The 17195-nt window shown below is 65.0% G+C and carries 14 protein-coding genes; 4 read left to right on the top strand and 10 right to left on the bottom strand.

Annotated features, from left to right (window positions below):
- Nucleotides 1-387: 387 nt before the first annotated feature.
- Together pssA and ilvC are read right to left on the bottom strand one after the other, a co-directional pair.
- Nucleotides 388-1281 carry a CDP-diacylglycerol--serine O-phosphatidyltransferase gene (pssA, locus tag AC5W54_RS13750; RefSeq protein ID WP_495962646.1) on the bottom strand — a complete coding sequence of 298 codons (894 nt, stop codon included), beginning with the start codon at nt 1279-1281 and terminating at the stop codon, nt 388-390.
- A gap of 152 nt (nt 1282-1433) precedes the next feature.
- Nucleotides 1434-2450 carry a ketol-acid reductoisomerase gene (ilvC, locus tag AC5W54_RS13745; RefSeq protein ID WP_495962645.1) on the bottom strand — a complete coding sequence of 339 codons (1017 nt, stop codon included), beginning with the start codon at nt 2448-2450 and terminating at the stop codon, nt 1434-1436.
- A gap of 175 nt (nt 2451-2625) precedes the next feature.
- Between ilvC and ilvY the strand changes: the two genes are divergently transcribed.
- Nucleotides 2626-3516 carry an HTH-type transcriptional activator IlvY gene (ilvY, locus tag AC5W54_RS13740; RefSeq protein ID WP_495962644.1) on the top strand — a complete coding sequence of 297 codons (891 nt, stop codon included), beginning with the start codon at nt 2626-2628 and terminating at the stop codon, nt 3514-3516.
- Between the two features lie 76 nt (nt 3517-3592).
- Here ilvY and ilvN read toward each other — a convergent pair whose 3' ends face one another.
- The 5 genes from ilvN to rluD all read right to left on the bottom strand — a co-directional run bounded on the left by ilvN (nt 3593) and on the right by rluD (nt 10885).
- Nucleotides 3593-4084 carry an acetolactate synthase small subunit gene (gene ilvN, locus AC5W54_RS13735; protein ID WP_495962643.1) on the bottom strand — a complete coding sequence of 164 codons (492 nt, stop codon included), beginning with the start codon at nt 4082-4084 and terminating at the stop codon, nt 3593-3595.
- A complete protein-coding gene (locus tag AC5W54_RS13730) occupies nt 4084-5808 on the bottom strand; it encodes an acetolactate synthase 3 large subunit (protein WP_495962642.1) in 1725 nt (574 codons plus the stop codon). The genes ilvN and AC5W54_RS13730 overlap by 1 nt, the downstream gene beginning before the upstream one ends.
- A 555-nt stretch (nt 5809-6363) precedes the next feature.
- Nucleotides 6364-8961 (bottom strand): ATP-dependent chaperone ClpB, encoded by a 2598-nt coding sequence (gene clpB / locus AC5W54_RS13725; RefSeq protein WP_495962641.1) that lies wholly within the window; start codon nt 8959-8961, stop codon nt 6364-6366.
- A gap of 198 nt (nt 8962-9159) precedes the next feature.
- Nucleotides 9160-9915 carry a peptidoglycan editing factor PgeF gene (gene pgeF / locus AC5W54_RS13720; protein WP_495962640.1) on the bottom strand — a complete coding sequence of 252 codons (756 nt, stop codon included), beginning with the start codon at nt 9913-9915 and terminating at the stop codon, nt 9160-9162.
- Between the two features lie 10 nt (nt 9916-9925).
- A complete protein-coding gene (rluD, locus tag AC5W54_RS13715; protein WP_495962639.1) occupies nt 9926-10885 on the bottom strand; it encodes a 23S rRNA pseudouridine(1911/1915/1917) synthase RluD in 960 nt (319 codons plus the stop codon).
- A 155-nt stretch (nt 10886-11040) separates the two neighbouring features.
- Here rluD and AC5W54_RS13710 point away from each other — a divergent pair, with 155 nt between their 5' ends.
- Nucleotides 11041-11862, top strand: coding sequence for an outer membrane protein assembly factor BamD (locus tag AC5W54_RS13710; RefSeq protein WP_495962638.1), 822 nt, complete (start codon nt 11041-11043; stop codon nt 11860-11862).
- A gap of 88 nt (nt 11863-11950) precedes the next feature.
- Here AC5W54_RS13710 and AC5W54_RS13705 read toward each other — a convergent pair whose 3' ends face one another.
- Nucleotides 11951-13582 (bottom strand): NAD+ synthase, encoded by a 1632-nt coding sequence (locus AC5W54_RS13705; protein ID WP_495962637.1) that lies wholly within the window; start codon nt 13580-13582, stop codon nt 11951-11953.
- A gap of 101 nt (nt 13583-13683) precedes the next feature.
- On the opposite strand from AC5W54_RS13705, the gene AC5W54_RS13700 reads away from it, so the two are divergent.
- Nucleotides 13684-13950, top strand: coding sequence for a PP0621 family protein (locus AC5W54_RS13700; RefSeq protein ID WP_495962636.1), 267 nt, complete (start codon nt 13684-13686; stop codon nt 13948-13950).
- 25 nt (nt 13951-13975) lie between these two features.
- Here AC5W54_RS13700 and thiO read toward each other — a convergent pair whose 3' ends face one another.
- Nucleotides 13976-15061, bottom strand: a complete 1086-nt coding sequence (gene thiO / locus AC5W54_RS13695) for a glycine oxidase ThiO (protein ID WP_495962635.1) — start codon at nt 15059-15061, stop codon at nt 13976-13978.
- A gap of 80 nt (nt 15062-15141) precedes the next feature.
- Between thiO and AC5W54_RS13690 the strand changes: the two genes are divergently transcribed.
- The gene (locus tag AC5W54_RS13690; RefSeq protein WP_495962634.1) at nt 15142-15708 is read left to right on the top strand and encodes a GspH/FimT family pseudopilin; all 567 of its coding nucleotides are present in this window, start codon (nt 15142-15144) and stop codon (nt 15706-15708) included.
- A 14-nt stretch (nt 15709-15722) separates the two neighbouring features.
- Here the strand turns inward: AC5W54_RS13690 and AC5W54_RS13685 are convergent, their stop codons facing one another.
- Complete coding sequence (locus AC5W54_RS13685; protein WP_495962633.1) at nt 15723-17171, bottom strand: PilX N-terminal domain-containing pilus assembly protein; 1449 nt, start codon at nt 17169-17171, stop codon at nt 15723-15725.
- Between the last annotated feature and the right edge of the window lie 24 nt (nt 17172-17195).

The following is a 17195-nucleotide window of genomic DNA, read 5'->3' as shown; positions in this document are numbered from 1 at the left end:
ACCCGACCCACCGCCGCAGCGGCTGCCGATCAAACCCTTGCCGGGAACTCCGTAGAGAGCCCGCAGCGGGTCTGCAGGAAGTGGTGCGCATTCTAGCGAATCCGCCGTGCCTGTCAAGCGAGAACTTTTTCGAAACCTCGAAAAACCTCAAGCAGAACAATCACTTCTGCCACTCATCACCGCTGGCCACGTTGCCCGTCGCCGGCAGCGGATGCGTACTTTACGGATTTCCCCGGACCTCGACAAGCCCTTCCGGTAAAAAAATTCCAGGCCGGCGCGCCGTCGTCATCCACAGGCAGCTCAGGCAGCCCCCTGTGGACAAGCCAGCCACTGCCCGAGAGGTGACAGCGCCCGCTCAAGGCGGGCGCTGTCGAAGGGGGAGCCGCCTCAACCTGCAGGGGGGGAATGCTGCATCTTGCGCATTATCGCCATCACCGGCCCCGAGGCCACGTAGGCACCGAACAGCAGCAGCAGCATCACCGAGGGCTCCACCGAGATCACCACGAAGCCCAGCACGATGGCCAGCAGTACCACGAAGGGCACCGGGCCCTTGAGATCGATCTCCTTGAAGCTGTAGTAGCGGATGTTGCTGACCATCAGCACCCCCGCAGCGGCGACGACCAGCAGCATCAACAGCTTGAAGCCGACCGCGTCGGCATCGAAGCTGTGGAAGGTCCAGACGCTGGCGGCGACAAAGGCCGCGGCCGATGGGCTCGGCAGGCCGATGAACCACTTCTTGTCGACGCTGCCGATCTGCACGTTGAAGCGCGCGAGGCGCAGTGCGGCACAGGCCACGTAGAGGAAGGCCACTACCCAGCCGGTCTTGCCGATGTCCTGCAGTATCCAGGTGAAGGCGACCAGAGCGGGTGCCACACCGAAGGAGAGCATGTCGGAGAGGCTGTCGTACTCGGCGCCGAAGGCACTCTGGGTATTGGTCATCCTTGCCACCCGGCCATCCAGGCCGTCGAGCACCATGGCGATGAAGATCGCTACCGCCGCGGCGGTGAAGTCACCGTTGATGCCGGCGACTACGGAGAAGAAACCGGCAAACAGCGCCGAGGTGGTAAAGAGGTTGGGCAACAGGTAGATGCCCTTGCGTCGCACCTTCTTGCCATCCTCGATGGATTCCTCGATGACCTCCGTCTCGCGCACGAAGGTGGCGGCCAGGTCCTCCTCGGCGGGCGGAACCGTCTCGTGCTCCACGGAGCCGGACTCGGGCCGGCCCTGCGCGGCACCATGCCGGTGGGCGTCATGCTCGGTATTGCGGGGATCCTGACTCATTCGCCTCGTCCGTTGCCAGAATGGGATCACTCATGGGTGATTCCCTCATTCTACACGGTGACACCGAAGCGAAAAGCGCTGTGGATATCAGCCAGATACACCAAGGGCGCGGAAATCCGCGCCCTTGACGTCATCCGAACAAGCCCGGCATCTCAGTTCTTGGACTTGTCGACCAGTTGGTTGGCGGCGATCCAGGGCATCATGCCGCGCAGCTTGGCGCCCACGATCTCGATCTCGTGTTCAGCGTTCAGGCGGCGACGCGCGGTCATCGACGGGTAGTTGCTGTTGCCTTCGTTGATGAACATCTTGGCGTATTCACCGGTCTGGATACGCTTGAGCGCATTGCGCATGGCGGCGCGCGATTGCTCGTTGATCACCTCGGTGCCGGTCACGTACTCGCCGTACTCCGCGTTGTTGGAGATGGAGTAGTTCATGTTGGCGATGCCGCCCTCGTACATCAGGTCGACGATCAGCTTGAGCTCGTGCAGGCACTCGAAGTAGGCCATCTCCGGGGCATAGCCGGCCTCGGTCAGGGTTTCGAAGCCGGCCTTGACCAGCTCGACGGCCCCCCCACACAGCACGGCCTGCTCGCCGAACAGGTCGGTCTCGGTCTCGTCCTTGAAGGTGGTCTCGATGATGCCGCTGCGACCACCGCCGACACCGGCGGCGTAGGAGAGCGCGAGCTCCTTGGCGGTGCCGGAGGCGTCCTGATGGATGGCGATCAGGTCGGGAATGCCGCCGCCCTTGACGAACTCGGAGCGCACGGTATGTCCCGGGGCCTTGGGTGCGATCATGATCACGTCCAGATCCTTGCGCGGCTCGATCTGGTTGTAATGGATGTTGAAACCGTGGGCAAAGGCCAGGGTGGCACCTTGCTTCAGGTTCGGCTCGACTTCCTGCTCGTAGATCGCCTTCTGATTCTCGTCGGGGGCCAGGATCATCACCACGTCGGCAGTCTGGCACGCTTCCGGCACGCTGGCGACCTTGAGGCCGGCGGCCTCGGCCTTGGCGGCGGAGGAGGAACCGGCGCGCAGGGCGACGGTGACATCGACGCCGGACTCCTTGAGGTTGTTGGCGTGGGCGTGGCCCTGGGAGCCGTAGCCCACGATGGTGACCTTCTTGCCCTGGATGAGGGAGAGGTCGCAGTCCTTGTCGTAATAAACGCGCATGATGTGCTCCTGAACGGAAGGGGTTGAAAACGATGTCAGCGTTGATGGCCACCCGCGCCGTCTGATTGCGGCGCTGGGATTCCGTTGACCGATGCCGACACCTTACGCCAGCCATCCCGTTGCGTAAAACGCGATATTTGCAACACAACATGCCAGGATATGCAATAATGCCCGAATGGACATGCGCCCCCTGAAACACTTCCTGGCCCTGGCCGAGAACCTGCACTTCGGCCGCGCCAGCGATGCCTGCCACGTCAGCCCCTCGACCCTCTCCCGTTCGATTCGCCAGCTGGAAGAGAGCCTGGGCGTGCGGCTGTTCGAACGCGACAATCGCCACGTGGCCCTGACATCCCACGGCGAGACCTTCCAGCACTATGCCCGCGAGACCCTCGCGCAGTGGGAACAACTGCGGCTGTCGCTGATGAGCGCGGCCCAGGAGCTGACCGGCGAGCTCAGCATCTATTGCTCGGTGACGGCCAGCTACAGCTTCCTCTACGAGCTGCTCAGCGAGTTCCGCCGCCGCCACCCCGGTATCGAGCTCAAGCTGCACACCGGCGACCCGGCCGAGTCCATGACGCGAGTGCTGACCGGCGACGAGGACATGGCGATCACGCCGCGTCCCCGCCAGGTGCCCGAGGCACTGGCCTTCAAGTCGCTGACCCGTTCACCGCTGGTGTTCATCGTCCCCCATGACAACCACGACTGGATACCGTCTACCCCCGAGTCGCCCTCCGCCGAGCAGTGGCGCGAGGTGCCGATGATCCTCTCCGAGTCGGGGCTGTCACGGGAGTACAGCAACACCTGGTTCAAGGCGCTGGGGATCGCCCCGCGGATCTACGCCCAGGTCGCGGGCCATGAGGCGATCGTCAGCATGGTCGGGCTGGGGTTCGGCGTCGGGGTGGTCCCCAGGATCGTGCTCGACAACAGCCCGCTGCTGGAGCGGGTACGGACCCTGCCGGTCAAGCCGGAACTCCCCCATTACGACGTTGGCCTCTGTGTCCTCGAGCGACGCCTGAAGAGCCCGCTGATCCAGGCGTTGTGGGACGAGGTCGCCGAACGCCACTGAGTCGGCCCCGGGCGCACCGAGCATGAAAAGGCCGCCCCGAGAGGCGGCCTGTCGATCGATCGAGCGAGCCAGTCACTCAGAGCGAAAGCACTTTATCGCCGCGAGCAATGCCGGACACCCCCGTACGCGCCACCTCGAGGACGCCCACCGGCCCCATGGCCTGCAGGAAGGCATCCAGCTTGCCGGCGTCCCCGGTGATCTGCACGGTGTAGAGGCTCGGCGAGACATCGACGATCTGCGCGCGGAAGATATCCACGGTGCGCTTCACCTCGTCGCGTGTCGCCCCCAGCGCCTTGACCTTCACCAGCATCAGCTCGCGCTCGATGTGGTTGCCCTCGGTCAGATCGACCAGCTTGACCACATCGATCAGCTTGTTGAGATGCTTGGTGATCTGCTCGATCACCCGGTCGTCGCCCACGGTGGTAACGGTGAGTCGCGACAGGGTCTCGTCCTCGGTCGGCGCCACGTTCAGCGTTTCGATGTTGAAGTTGCGCTGGGAGAACAGCCCCACCACACGAGACAGGGCGCCCGGTTCGTTTTCCATCAGAATCGAGATGATATGGCGCATCAGGTCCGCTCCGTCTTGGAAAGCAGCATGTCACGCATGGAGCCCAGGGGCACCTGCATCGGATAGACGTGCTCGTGGGGGTCGACGAGGACATCGAGGAAGATCAGCTCGTGCTTGTCGGCAAAGGTTCGCTCCAATGCCGGCTCGAGCTCCTCGAGGGTCTCGACCTTCAGGGCGGTGAAGCCATACGACTCGATCAGCTTCTGGAAGTCGGGCAGCGACTCCATGTAGGAGTGCGCATGGCGCGACTTGTAGTTGAGGTCCTGCCACTGGCGTACCATGCCCAGCGAGGCGTTGTTCAGGTTGACGATCTTCACGCCGCCACCGAACTGCTTACAGGTCGACAACTCCTGCATCATCATCTGGAAGCTGCCCTCGCCGGTGACGCAGATCACCTGCTCGTCGGGGAAATTCTGCTTGATGCCCATGGCCGCCGGGAAGCCGAAGCCCATGGTGCCGAGCCCCCCGGAGGTGATGAAGCGGTTGGGCTTGTCGAACTTGTAGTACTGGGCCGCGAACATCTGGTGCTGACCCACGTCGGTGGTCACGTAGGCCTCGCCGCGGGTCACCCGACACAGCGCCTCGATCACCTCCTGGGGCTTGATCGCCTCGCCGGCCTGGGACGGCTCGTAGAGCTTGCCGTGGCGCTCCTCGCGCCAGCCGTCGATCTTCTGCCACCATTCGGCCAGGGCCTCGGGATTGGCGATCTCCTTGCCCTGCAGCAGGCTGATCATCTCGTCGATCACGCTGGCCGCGGGGCCGACGATGGGCACGTCGGCGCGCACCGTCTTGGAGACCGAGCTGGGGTCGATGTCCACATGGACGATCTTGGCCGTGGGACAGAACTTGGAGGTGTTATTGGTCACCCGGTCGTCGAAGCGCGCGCCGATGGCAATGATCAGGTCGGCATGGTGCATCGCCATGTTCGACTCATAGGAGCCGTGCATGCCGAGCCAGCCGAGGCACTGGCGGTCGCTCTGCGGGTAGGAACCGATCCCCATCAGGGTGGTGGTGATCGGGAAGCCCAGCCGCTTGACCAGGTCGGTCAGCCCCTCGCTGGCCCGGCCGGTGACCACGCCGCCACCGGTGTAGAATACCGGTCGCTTGGCCTTGAGCATCAGCTCCACGGCCTTCTTGATCTGGCCGGTATGACCGCGGGTGACCGGGTTGTAGGAGCGCAGCCGGACCTTCTTCGGATAGACGTACTCGTAGCGCTCGGTGGGGGCGGTCATGTCCTTGGGGATGTCCACCACCACCGGGCCGGGACGCCCGGTTGCGGCCAGGTAGTAGGCCTTCTTGAGGACTTCCGGAATCTCGGTCGGATGCTTGATCGAGAAGCTGTGCTTCACGATCGGGCGAGTCACGCCGATGATGTCGGTTTCCTGGAAGGCATCGTCACCGATCAGGTGACTCATCACCTGACCGCACAGCACCACCATCGGGATCGAGTCCATGTAGGCGGTGGCGATGCCGGTGACCGCGTTGGTGGCGCCGGGTCCCGAGGTCACCAGCACCGTGCCCGGCTTGCCCGAGGCCCGGGCATAGCCATCGGCGGCGTGGGTCGCCGCCTGTTCGTGGCGCACCAGGATGTGCTTGACCTTGTCCTGGCGAAACAGGGCGTCGTAGATGTGCAGCGCCGCCCCGCCGGGATAGCCATAGATGTATTCGACGCCCTCATCCTGCAAGAAGCGGGCAATCATGTCCGCGCCGGAAAGCAGTTCCACTTGTGTATCTCCCCTGGAGGTCTCGAGTGCGATCCGTGCCCATGTGCAAGGCACGGGGTCGAGTGCGGCGGTATGCCGCTGCCGGACACGCCGGCACCTGATGCCAAACCCTGGCAAATAGCCCTGTTGGGGCCTGCACTCTCATCACGGCGGATCGCCGCGTCGGGGCGTTGGCCAGGCCGGGCGGTTGGCCCGGACCCGGAAGTCCTTCGGCGGGTAGAGGCCTGGTGGCCTACCCTTCGCGCGGTGGTATCGGGGGGTCACCCACAGGAGTCCGCGCCCGCAATCAGGAACGGTCAAGATTCCATTAGCGCCACGAGGGTGTCAACCACCGCGAACGCCCCGGTAGCCCATGATCGCGGATTCGGCAAGCTGCCTGGGCCCGAAAGGTGCCTGGCAAGCGGCATAAAAGAGCCCGCCGGCATGGGGAACCGGCGGGCAAGCGGTTACAGGACGCAACCTGATTTCAGTGTAGTCAGTCGTCCCCCGCGGGACCGGGCGACAACGTAACGCCTTGTGAACAACGCGCCGGACCAGGGCCTCGTGCCCGGAGGCTCACTGCCCGCGGAACACCAGGTGATCCTCCTCCACCTCGACCCGGATGACATCACCGGGCGAGAACTTGCCGGCCAGCAGGTCCTGGGCCAGCGGGTTCTCGATGCGGCTCTGGATCGCCCGCTTGAGCGGCCGCGCCCCATAGACCGGGTCGAAGCCGACCACGGCGAGCTGGGCCAGGGCCTCGTCGCTGACCGAAAGCTGGAGGTCGTGCTCGGCCAGCCGTGTGCGCAGGCGGTCGAGCTGGATGCCGGCGATGGCCTGGATCTGCTCCTGGCCGAGGGCATGGAACACCACCACCTCGTCGATGCGGTTGATCAGCTCGGGGCGGAAGTGATCGGCGACCGTCGCCATCACCATCTCCTTCATCTGCGCATATCCCTGCTCGCTGTCGTCCTCGCTGGCCCCCATGCGCTGGATGATGTCCGAGCCCATGTTGGAGGTCATGACGATCACGGTGTTGCGGAAGTCCACGGTGCGGCCCTGGCCGTCGGTCAGGCGGCCGTCCTCAAGCACCTGCAGCAGGATGTTGAAGACATCGGAGTGAGCCTTCTCCACCTCATCGAGCAGCAGCACCGAGTAGGGCTTGCGGCGCACTGCCTCGGTCAGGTAGCCGCCCTCCTCGTAGCCGACATAGCCGGGGGGCGCACCGATCAGCCGTGCCACCGAGTGCTTCTCCATGAACTCCGACATGTCGATGCGCACCATCGCCTCCTCGGTGTCGAAGAGGAAGTTGGCCAGCGACTTGCAGAGCTCCGTCTTGCCCACCCCGGTCGGGCCGAGGAACAGGAAGGAGCCGTTGGGCCGATTCGGGTCGGCGAGCCCGGCACGGGAGCGGCGTACGGCGTTGGCCACGGCGGTGACCGCCTCGTCCTGGCCGATCACCCGCTCGTGCAGCGCCTCCTCCATGCGCAGCAGCTTGTCGCGCTCGCCCTCGAGCATCTTGGCCACCGGGATACCGGTCCAGCGCGACACCACCTCGGCGATCTCCTCCTCGGTGACATTGGAGCGCAGCAGCTTGTGGCCGGAGGTGTCGGCCTCGGCCTCACCGGCCTCGGCGATCTTCTTCTCCAGCGCGGGAATCACCCCGTACTGTAGCTCGGACATGCGTCCGAGATCGCCCTGGCGGCGGGCCTGCTCCAGGTCGATGCGGGCGCGATCGAGCTCGTCCTTGAACTGCGCCGCCCCCTGGATGCTGGCCTTCTCGGCCTTCCAGATCTCGTCGAGGTCTGCGTACTCGCGCTCGAGTTCGCCGATCTGCTCCTCGAGGCTCTCGAGGCGCTTCTTCGACGCCTCGTCGGTCTCCTTCTTGAGGTGCTCGCGCTCCATCTTGAGCTGGATCAGCCGGCGGTCGAGGCGGTCCATCTCCTCGGGCTTGGAGTCGAGCTCCATGCGGATGCGCGACGACGCCTCGTCGATCAGGTCGATGGCCTTGTCGGGAAGCTGGCGGTCGGTGATGTAGCGGGTCGAGAGCTTGGCCGCGGCGATGATGGCGCCGTCGGTGATGTCGACCCCGTGGTGTACCTCGTAGCGCTCCTTGAGGCCGCGCAGGATCGCCACGGTGTCCTCCTCGGTGGGCTCGTCGACCAGCACCTTCTGGAAGCGGCGCTCGAGCGCGGCATCCTTCTCGATGTAGCGGCGATACTCGTCGAGAGTGGTGGCCCCCACGCAGTGCAGTTCGCCGCGGGCCAGCGCCGGCTTGAGCATGTTGCCGGCGTCCATGGCGCCCTCGGCCTTGCCGGCGCCGACCATGGTGTGCAGCTCGTCGATGAACAGGATCACCCGGCCCTCCTCCTGGGCCAGCTCCTTGAGCACCGACTTCAGGCGCTCCTCGAACTCGCCGCGGAACTTGGCCCCGGCCAGCAGCGCGCCCATGTCCAGCGACAGCACGCGCTTGTCCTTGAGCCCTTCCGGCACCTCGCCGTCGACGATCCGCTGGGCCAGCCCCTCGACGATGGCGGTCTTGCCTACGCCGGGTTCGCCGATGAGCACCGGGTTGTTCTTGGTGCGCCGCTGCAGTACCTGGATGGTACGGCGGATCTCGTCGTCGCGGCCGATCACCGGGTCGAGCTTGCCACTGGCCGCCCGCTCGTTGAGATCGAGGGTGTACTTCTCCAGCGCCTCGCGCTGATCCTCGGCATTGGGGTCGTCGACCCGTTCGCCGCCTCGCACGCTGTCGATGGCGGTTTCCAGCGCCTGGCGAGTGACCCCGGCCTGGGTCAGCAACTTGGTCACCGCATGGCCCATCTCCAGCGCCGCCAACAGCACCAGCTCGCTGGCGATGTACTGGTCGCCACGCTTCTGGGCCTCGCGATCGGTGAGGTTGAACAGCTTGACCAGGTCGCGGGAGGGCTGCACCTCACCGTCGAACTGGGCGACCTTGGGCAGGTCGTCGAGATGGCCCACCAGGCCGTCACGCAGTCGCGAGGCATCGCCGCCGGCCTTCTGCACCAGCGCCTTCACCCCGGTGTCGCGGGCATCCAGCAGTGCCAGCAGCAAATGGCCCGGCTCGAGCTGGTTGTGGCCGCGGCCCACGGCCAGGGACTGGGCGTCGGCCACGGCGTTCTGCAGCTTGGCGGTGAACTTGTCGAAACGCATGCGCTTTCCTCCATCGGGGGGCGGCGCGTTCGGCCCCACCGCCCGGCCCTGTCAATTCGTCTTGACAGGTTCAATGGAGTCAGGCTGGGCCGCTTTCAAGTCGGCGGTCAGGAAAGAGGGTACGGGTTGACGTGAGTCAAGTTCAGTATGAGAGCGCGTCGCCGGGAAAGCCGCGTCTTCGATCACTACCACCTTGGCCTATCTTAGCCAGATCACGCTGGCCATGCGCCCGGTATGGCCGTCGTCGCGACGGTGGGAGTAGAAGCGCGATTCGCAGGCGGTGCAGAAGTGGCCCCCGCTGATATGCGACACCCCCAGGCGCTCGAGGCGTAGACGGGCCAGCTTGTAGAGGTCCGCCATGTAGTGGCCCAGCCGATAGGGACTGGGATCGAACGCCGCGGCCGTCTCGGGGTGCACGCCGATGAAGGCCTGCTGCACCTCGGGACCGACCTCGAACTGGGCGTTGGAGATGGCCGGCCCCAACCAGGCCAGCACCTCGCCCGGCGACACGCCGAGGGCGGCCACCGCGGCCTCCAGCACGCCACCGGCCAACCCGCGCCAGCCGGCATGGGCCACCCCCACGCGCTGCCCGCGGCGATCACAGAAGAACACCGGCAGGCAGTCGGCGGTGAGCACCACGCAGGCGTGGCCCTGATCGAAGGCCACCGCGGCATCGGCCTCGGGCGGCTCGGCCGAGAAGCATTGCTGCACCCGGGCACCGTGGACCTGGTTCAGCCACAGCAGCGGCCGCTCGTCCATGATCTCCTTCTGTAGCAGGCGCCGGCACAGGGCCACGTGGGCTGGGTTGTCGTCGACGTGCTCGGCCGGGTTGAAGGCGGCGAAGTCCCCCTGGCTGGGACCGGTCTCGCGGGTGGTGACGAAGGCCCCCACGGTGGCGGGGGCCGGCCAGTCGGGCAGGATCAGGGTCGGGCGTAGGTCCGGGGCATCGCTCATTGCAGGGTCCTCAACGCATGGTCTCGACGTCGTGGCGGAGGTAGTCGAGCAGCATCAGCATGTCATCCGGCAGCGGCGCACGGAAGGTCAGGGTTTCGCCGGAGCCGGGATGGACGAAGGCCAGCTTGCGGGCATGCAGTGCCTGGCGGGGAAACTCGCGCAGCAGGGCCTTGAGCTCCTCGGAGGCCCCCGCCGGCAGCTTGAGCCGGCCGCCATAGACGGGATCGCCCACCAGCGGAAAGCGAAGATGCGCCAGATGCACCCGGATCTGGTGGGTGCGGCCGGTCTCGAGGCGACAGCGCACATGGGTATGGGCACGGAAGCGTTCCACCACCCGGTAGTGGGTCACCGCCGGCTTGCCGGCGGCATTCACCGCCTGGCGCTTGCGGTCGCGCGGATGGCGGCCGATGGGCGCGTCCAGGGTGCCACCGGCGGTCATCACCCCGACCGACACCGCATCGTACTCCCGGGAGACGCTGCGCGCCTGGAGCTGCTCGACCAGCGCGACCTGGGCCGCCAGGGTCTTGGCCACCACCATCAACCCGGTGGTGGCCTTGTCGAGGCGATGGACGATGCCGGCCCGCGGCACGCCGGCCAGCGCGGGGCAGTGGTGCAGCAGCGCATTGAGCAGGGTGCCGTCGGGGTTGCCGGCGGCCGGGTGAACCACCAGCCCCGCCGGCTTGTCGATCACCAGCACCTCGTCGTCCTCGAAGACCACGTCCAGCGGGATCTCCTCGGGCTCGAAGCGGGTATCGTCCTCGATCTCGGCACACAGGTGCAGCCGCTCGCCGCCGTAGACCTTGTCCTTCGGCTTGGCGGGGCTGCCGTCGACGGTCAAGTCCCCGGACTTGATCCAGCCCTTGAGACGCTCCCGGGAAAAATCGGCGAACAGTTCGGCGGCGGCCTGGTCCAGGCGCAGGCCGGCCATGGCGTCGGGAACGCGTTGCTGTGCTTCCAGGGTCTGGGACATGTGCGAGAGAGGGGCCCGTATGCAGGTGTCGGTGGGGGTTACCGGCGGCGCCGTGGCGCAGGATGACTGCGTTTTGCCGCGCGGTGCTTTATAGTGAGCGAGTTTGCGGCCGATTCTAGCACGGCCGATCCGGGTTGTTTGATACGAGGATCACGATGCGCGTTTTCACCCCCCCTGCACGCCTTGCGGCCCTGGTGTTGGCCACCGTCCTGCTGGCGGGCTGTGCCAGCAACGGCTCCCAGGAAGAAGAGGACGAATTTGCCGGCGTCGCCGAGCGCGAACTCTACGAACAGGCCCGTGAATCCCTGGATCGCGGCCGCTACACGGCAGCCATCACCCAGCTCGAGGCACTCGACACCCGCTACCCATTCGGCAACCACGCCGAACAGGCCCAGCTGGAGCTGATCTACGCCTATTACGAGAGCAGCGACTGGGAGGCCACCCGGGCCGCCGCCAGCCGCTTCATTCGCCTGCACCCGAGCCACCCCCAGGCCGACTACGCCCTCTACATGCGCGGCCTGGCCGCCTGGCAGGCCGGCCGCTTCAGTCTCGAGCGGCTGCGCCTGATCGACATCTCCAAGCGCGACCTCGGCGCCTCGCGGGACGCCTATACCGACTTCCGCGAGCTGGTCAATCTCTATCCCGACAGCGAATACGCCCCGGATGCCGAGCAGCGCATCGTCTACCTGCGCAATCTGATGGCCCGTCACGAGCTGCACGTGGCCGACTTCTACCTGCGCAAGGGCGCCTACCTGGCCGCCGTGGAGCGCGGCCGCTGGGTGGTCGAGAACTACCCGGAGACCGAGGCCACCCGCGACGCCCTGGCGGTGATGGTGGAAGGCTACCTGGGCCTGGAGATGCGCGACCGCGCCCGCGAGGTGCTCGGCGTGCTGCTCGAGAACGCGCCCCGCCACGAGCAGCTGCGCGGCCGCACCTTCGCGCCGAAGCATGTCAGAACGCAGACCCTCTCGGCCTGATCGCTGGCAACCACGAAAACGACCGGCGCCGCCCCAAAGGGCGGCGCCGGTTTTTTTCTTCAAGCTTACGGCTTCAGGCTTCCCGCTCTCATTCCCCCGGCTGCCAGCCGTTGACGATGGGATAGCGGCGGTCGCGGCCGAAGCCCCGCGGGGTGACGCGCACGCCCACCGGGGCCTGGCGGCGCTTGTACTCGCAGCGATCGACCAGCCTGACCACCTGGTAGACGTCGTCGCGCTCGAACCCGGCCTCGATGATCGCCTCGGCGCTCATGTCGCCCTCGATGTAGCGCACCAGGATGGCATCGAGCACGTCGTAGCCCGGCAGCGAATCGCTGTCCTTCTGGTCCGGGGCCAGCTCCGCGGAGGGGGGCCGCTCGATGACCCGCTCGGGGATCGCCGGCGACTGGGCGTTGCGCCAGCGCGCCAGGCGGTAGACCCAGGTCTTGTAGACGTCCTTGATGGCGTTGTAGCCCCCCACCATGTCGCCGTAGAGGGTGGCATAGCCCACCGCCATCTCGCTCTTGTTGCCGGTGGTCAGCACCATCAGGCCCTTCTTGTTGGAGATCGCCATCAGCAGCACGCCGCGACAGCGCGACTGCAGGTTCTCCTCGGTGGTGTCGCGCTCGGTACCGGCGAAGGTGTCGGCCAGGGTCGTCATGAAGGCATCGACCATGGGCTCGATGGGCAGCACCTCGTAGCCGACACCGAGCAGCTTCGCCTGCTCGGCGGCATCCTCCTTCGAGATGTCGGCGGTGTAGCGGTAGGGCATCATCACCGCCTGCACGCGCTGCGGGCCCAGGGCATCCACGGCGATGGCCAGCGACAGGGCCGAGTCGATCCCGCCCGACAGCCCCAGCACCACCCCCTTGAAGCCGCTCTTGTTGACGTAGTCGCGAAGCCCCGTGACCAGCGCACAGTAGAGGTTCTCCTCCGGCTCCACCTCGGGATCGAGCTCGCCGGTGCGGGGCACCCACTCGCCCTTCTGGCGCACGAACTGCACCGGCATCAGGCCCACCGCCCAGTGGGGCGCCTGTACGCACAGCTCGCCCGCGGCATCCACGCAGGCCGAACCGCCATCGAACACCAGTTCGTCCTGGCCACCGATCATGTTGACGTAGACCAGCGGCCGCGCCGCCTCGGCGGCGCGCTCCTTGAGCAGGCGCAGGCGTTCCTCGGGCTTGTCCTGATGGAAGGGCGAGGCGTTGAGGCTGATCAGGATATCGGCACCGGCATCGCGGGCCTGGCGCACCGGCGCCTCCTCCCAGATGTCCTCACAGATCAGGATGCCCAGCTTCGCCCCCTGGTGGTCGATCACCAGCGGCTGGGTGCCCGCGGCGAAGTAGCGCTGCTCGTCGAACACCTGGTAGTTGGGCAGTGCCTGCTTGGCGTATTCGCCGAGCCACTCACCGTTGTAGAGCACGCCGGCCAGGTTCCAGGTCTGCCCCTCACGGCGACCGGGGTAACCGACGATCACCAATACGTCGCGCACCACCTTCTCGGCCATGCGGGTGCGGGCATGGCGCAGCCGGCTCTCCATGGCGGGCCGCAGCAGCAGGTCTTCCGGCGGGTAGCCGGTCAGGAACAGCTCGGGCAGCACCACGATGTCGGCACCATGCTCGATGCGAGCCTCGCGCACCGCCTCGATCGCACGATCGGTATTGCCGGGAATGTCCCCGACCAGCGGGTCCAACTGAGCCATCACCAGCGTCAGGTCTTGCATGGGCGTAGAAATCTCTCGAGAATCCGTGGATACCCTCATTGTCCCGCAAGGGCGGCCGAGTGGCAAAGGCGGCCGACCCTCACCAGGGAGTCTCACAAAGGATGAACCTGTTGCTCATTCGCCTGATCATCTTCGCCGTGCTGTTCTTCGCCGGCCTCAAGCTCTATCGCATGTACCGGGAATGGAAGCTCGAGCGCGAAGAACTGCTGGAGAGCGACGAGCGCCAGGAAGGCGGCAACAAGATGGTGCGCTGCACCTGGTGCAAGGTGCATGTACCGGAAACCGAGGCCCTGCGCCAGCAGGGTGAGTGGTTCTGCTGCAGCGCCCACCGCGACAAGTATCTGGAAGAGCAGAAGTCCGACGACTGAGGGGGCCGCCCACGCTCAGTGGGCATCACCGCCCCACCCGATAGGGCGCCGGATCGAGGATCGGCTCGCGCCCCAGCAGCTGGTCCACCAGCAGCCGGGTCGACGCCGGGGCCAGCACCAGGCCGTTGCGATAGTGCCCGGCATTCACGCTCAGGTTGTCCACCCCCGGCACCGCGCCGATGAAGGGCACCCCGTCCGGTGACCCGGGACGCAGCCCCGCCCAGTGGTGCTCCACCTCGCAGTCGGCCAGCGCCGGAATGATCCTCACCGCGCTCTGCCACAGCGATTCCCGTGCCTCGCGAGAGGTCGACTGGTCGAACCCCGTCTCCTCCAGGGTGGAACCGGCCAGCACTCGGCCATCGGCCCGGGGAATCACGTAGCGCCCGTCCATCAGCACCACACGCCGCACCAGCCCCGGCGGCGCCTTGAACAGGATCATCTGCCCCTTCACCGGACGCACCGGCAGCCGGACACCGACCTGCTCGAGCAGGCCCGCCGCCCAGGCCCCACCGCAGACGATCACCTGGTCGCCCGCCACCGCCCCGGCCGGGGTGCGCACCGCGGCAATCCTTCCGCCGGCGAGCTCGAAGCCGGTGACCTCGCACCGCTCGCGCAACGTGACCTTCGGCATGGCAAGCAGCCGCGCCCGCAGCGCACGCACCAGCCGCGGATTGCGGAGGCTGCCCAGGGTCGGCATCCACAGCGCCTCGGCCAGCCCCGGCGCCGCCTCAGGCTCCTTGGCATAGAGAAAATCCGCGTCGACCCGCTCGAGCGGCTTGCCGACTTCCCGTGCCCAGGCCATGGCCCGCGCTTCGTCGTCGACCCGCAGGTAGAGCAGCCCCTTCTGGCGGTACTCCGGGTCGATCCCGGTCTCTTCGAGCAGACGCAGCGCCAACTCGGGGTAGAACCCCTCCGACCAGGTGGAGAGTCGCGAGATCGGCGCGCTGTAGCGCCAGGGATAGAGCGGCGAGACGATGCCGCCGCCGGCCCACGACGCCTCGCGGCCGCAGTCGCCGCGCTCGAGCAGGGTCACCGAATGGCCGGCATCGGCCAGTTGCAGCGTCGTCATCATGCCGATGACGCCACCACCCACGACAAGGAATTCACTCACAGGCATTGTCCGAAATGGCTTACAGAGAGGCGCGGTGGCTTGGCTAGGGTGAAGTGACCACCCCAGGGAAGGAGGGAGTCATGCACCCCGTCACCGCGCGTGCCTCGTACCTTACCGGCAAGCGAGCGCCGCTGGCAAAGCACCGCCAGCACGGCCTGACGCTGATCGAGCTGATCGTCGCCATCGCCGTGCTCGTCATCCTGGTCACCTGGGCCATCCCCGGCTTCCAGAGCTTCGCCGCCCGCAACGAGGTCGCCGCCGAGGTCCTGCGCCTCAAGACGGCCCTGGCCGTGGCGCGCAACACCGCCATCACGCGGCGTACCACCATCGCCGTCTGCCCGGTGGCTGCCGTTGATGCCACCCATTGCGAGCCGGGGAACTGGTCGTTGCCCCTGGCCGTGGTAGAGGGCCAGGCCAGCGGCGGCAACTTGGCAGACGCCATGTTACTCAAGCTGCTGGAGGGCAGTGATGGCCCGGCCATCACCTTCAACCGCGACCAGCCGGTGCGCTACCAGGCCACCGGCTGGTCACGCGGACACAACGGCACCTTCACCATCTGCGGGAGCGATGGTGAAGGTGTAGAGGTTATTGTCAATAATATGGGACGGGTGCGAGTAGGAAATGAGGAAGGCAGTCTTGGGTGTTGAACCAAAGCCCAACTTCAGTTCTCCGCCACCTCTCTCCAGCCATATGCCATATAGGTAAACTGCCCACCCGAGTTGTTACCTTCAAGCCACATCCTGGCGGCATTAGGGGCATTCTGGCCAAGGGTGGCCCAGGCATCATCAAGCACACTCTTTACATGCAGATAGTCATTTCCCCCGCCACCCGAGACATCAATGCTCACATTATCAAACTCACAATCACCCCCCTCATAACAACTGTAGGGAGCGGCAATGATCGCGCCCTCCATATCACCGCCACCGCCGCCATTTATTGTATAATCACCCAGCACGATTATTATACCCTGAAACTCTGGGTCACCATTGAACTCCACGCTACCATCTATCACCAGAACACCATCGCCGGCTGACCCTCCACTTCCAGTAAACACCTCACGATCGGGGGTGCAGGTGTCGCTTTCGCAAATCTCATTGTCAGGATCATGATACCGAGTCGGAGAGTACTCCCCGTCAGCATCCAAATGATCACCCTTCGATACAATATTGAACCCTGACATATTACTACTCAGAGAGTCAGAACTGGAATCCTGATAGGCATCACCAAAGATGGCGGCAACAAAATCATGAAAAAGATTGGCATCCGAAAGAATACTATCTTTTGGCTTCGTGGACACACCTCCCTTATAATTACACATCCTGTTGTTCCCGCTATTGCAATTCGAGTAATCTCCTGTATACACTCCATCAACCACCGTAGGGGTGGCATAATAGGTGCCGTCGACCTCGGGATTATAAGCAGTGCCATTAGATGGATCATTCGGAACAAAGGTATACTTATCATTTTCTTCAGAAGGTATCGTACTGGTATTGATGATATCCATCACGATGCTTCTGGCATCTTCTCTACTTGCCGCTGAAATCGCCGGGTTTCGCGTACCATCGACTTCATCCTCCTCCCCTTCCATGTCGGCCTGAGAGCGAATCCCATTATAGTTATCCAAGGTGGCAGGGACATTAAATGGTGAAAGATTGCCTGCACCCAATCCATCCAGTCTTGCCAAGAAGCGAATTTCACGCGACGACACTTCATCGGTTCTATCACTATTCGAAAACACGCCCCCCTCTATACTTATCGGTATATCAAGCCCACCATTCGATACTACAGATATTTGATAGTAAACATTCGGATGGCTATCACTACCGCCTGAAACCTGCTTCCAGGAACCCAAACCTACCGCGCTATCCAAGGCTGAAATAAAGCTGGACTCTGATGTATTACCCAGACTTATACCCGCAATCTCAGACCAGGCTTCGGAAGCACCATACTCAGCTGCCATCAAGGCAATATTAGCTGACCTTTGATTACCAGCCATCGACTCCTCAAGCCTTGAATTCTGAAAGCTGGACAGTCCCAGCATCAGCGCCACCACCAGAAGCACCAGCGTCACGACGAGTGCGGCCCCTCGTTGCCTACCCTGCCTCTTCATAGCCCCCTCCTCGCATGAGCCTCG

The organism is Halomonas sp. LMYGS-3, from assembly GCF_059509875.1.
The sequence above is the reverse complement of the archived record's forward strand: the minus strand, read 5'-3'. Positions and strand labels throughout refer to the sequence as shown.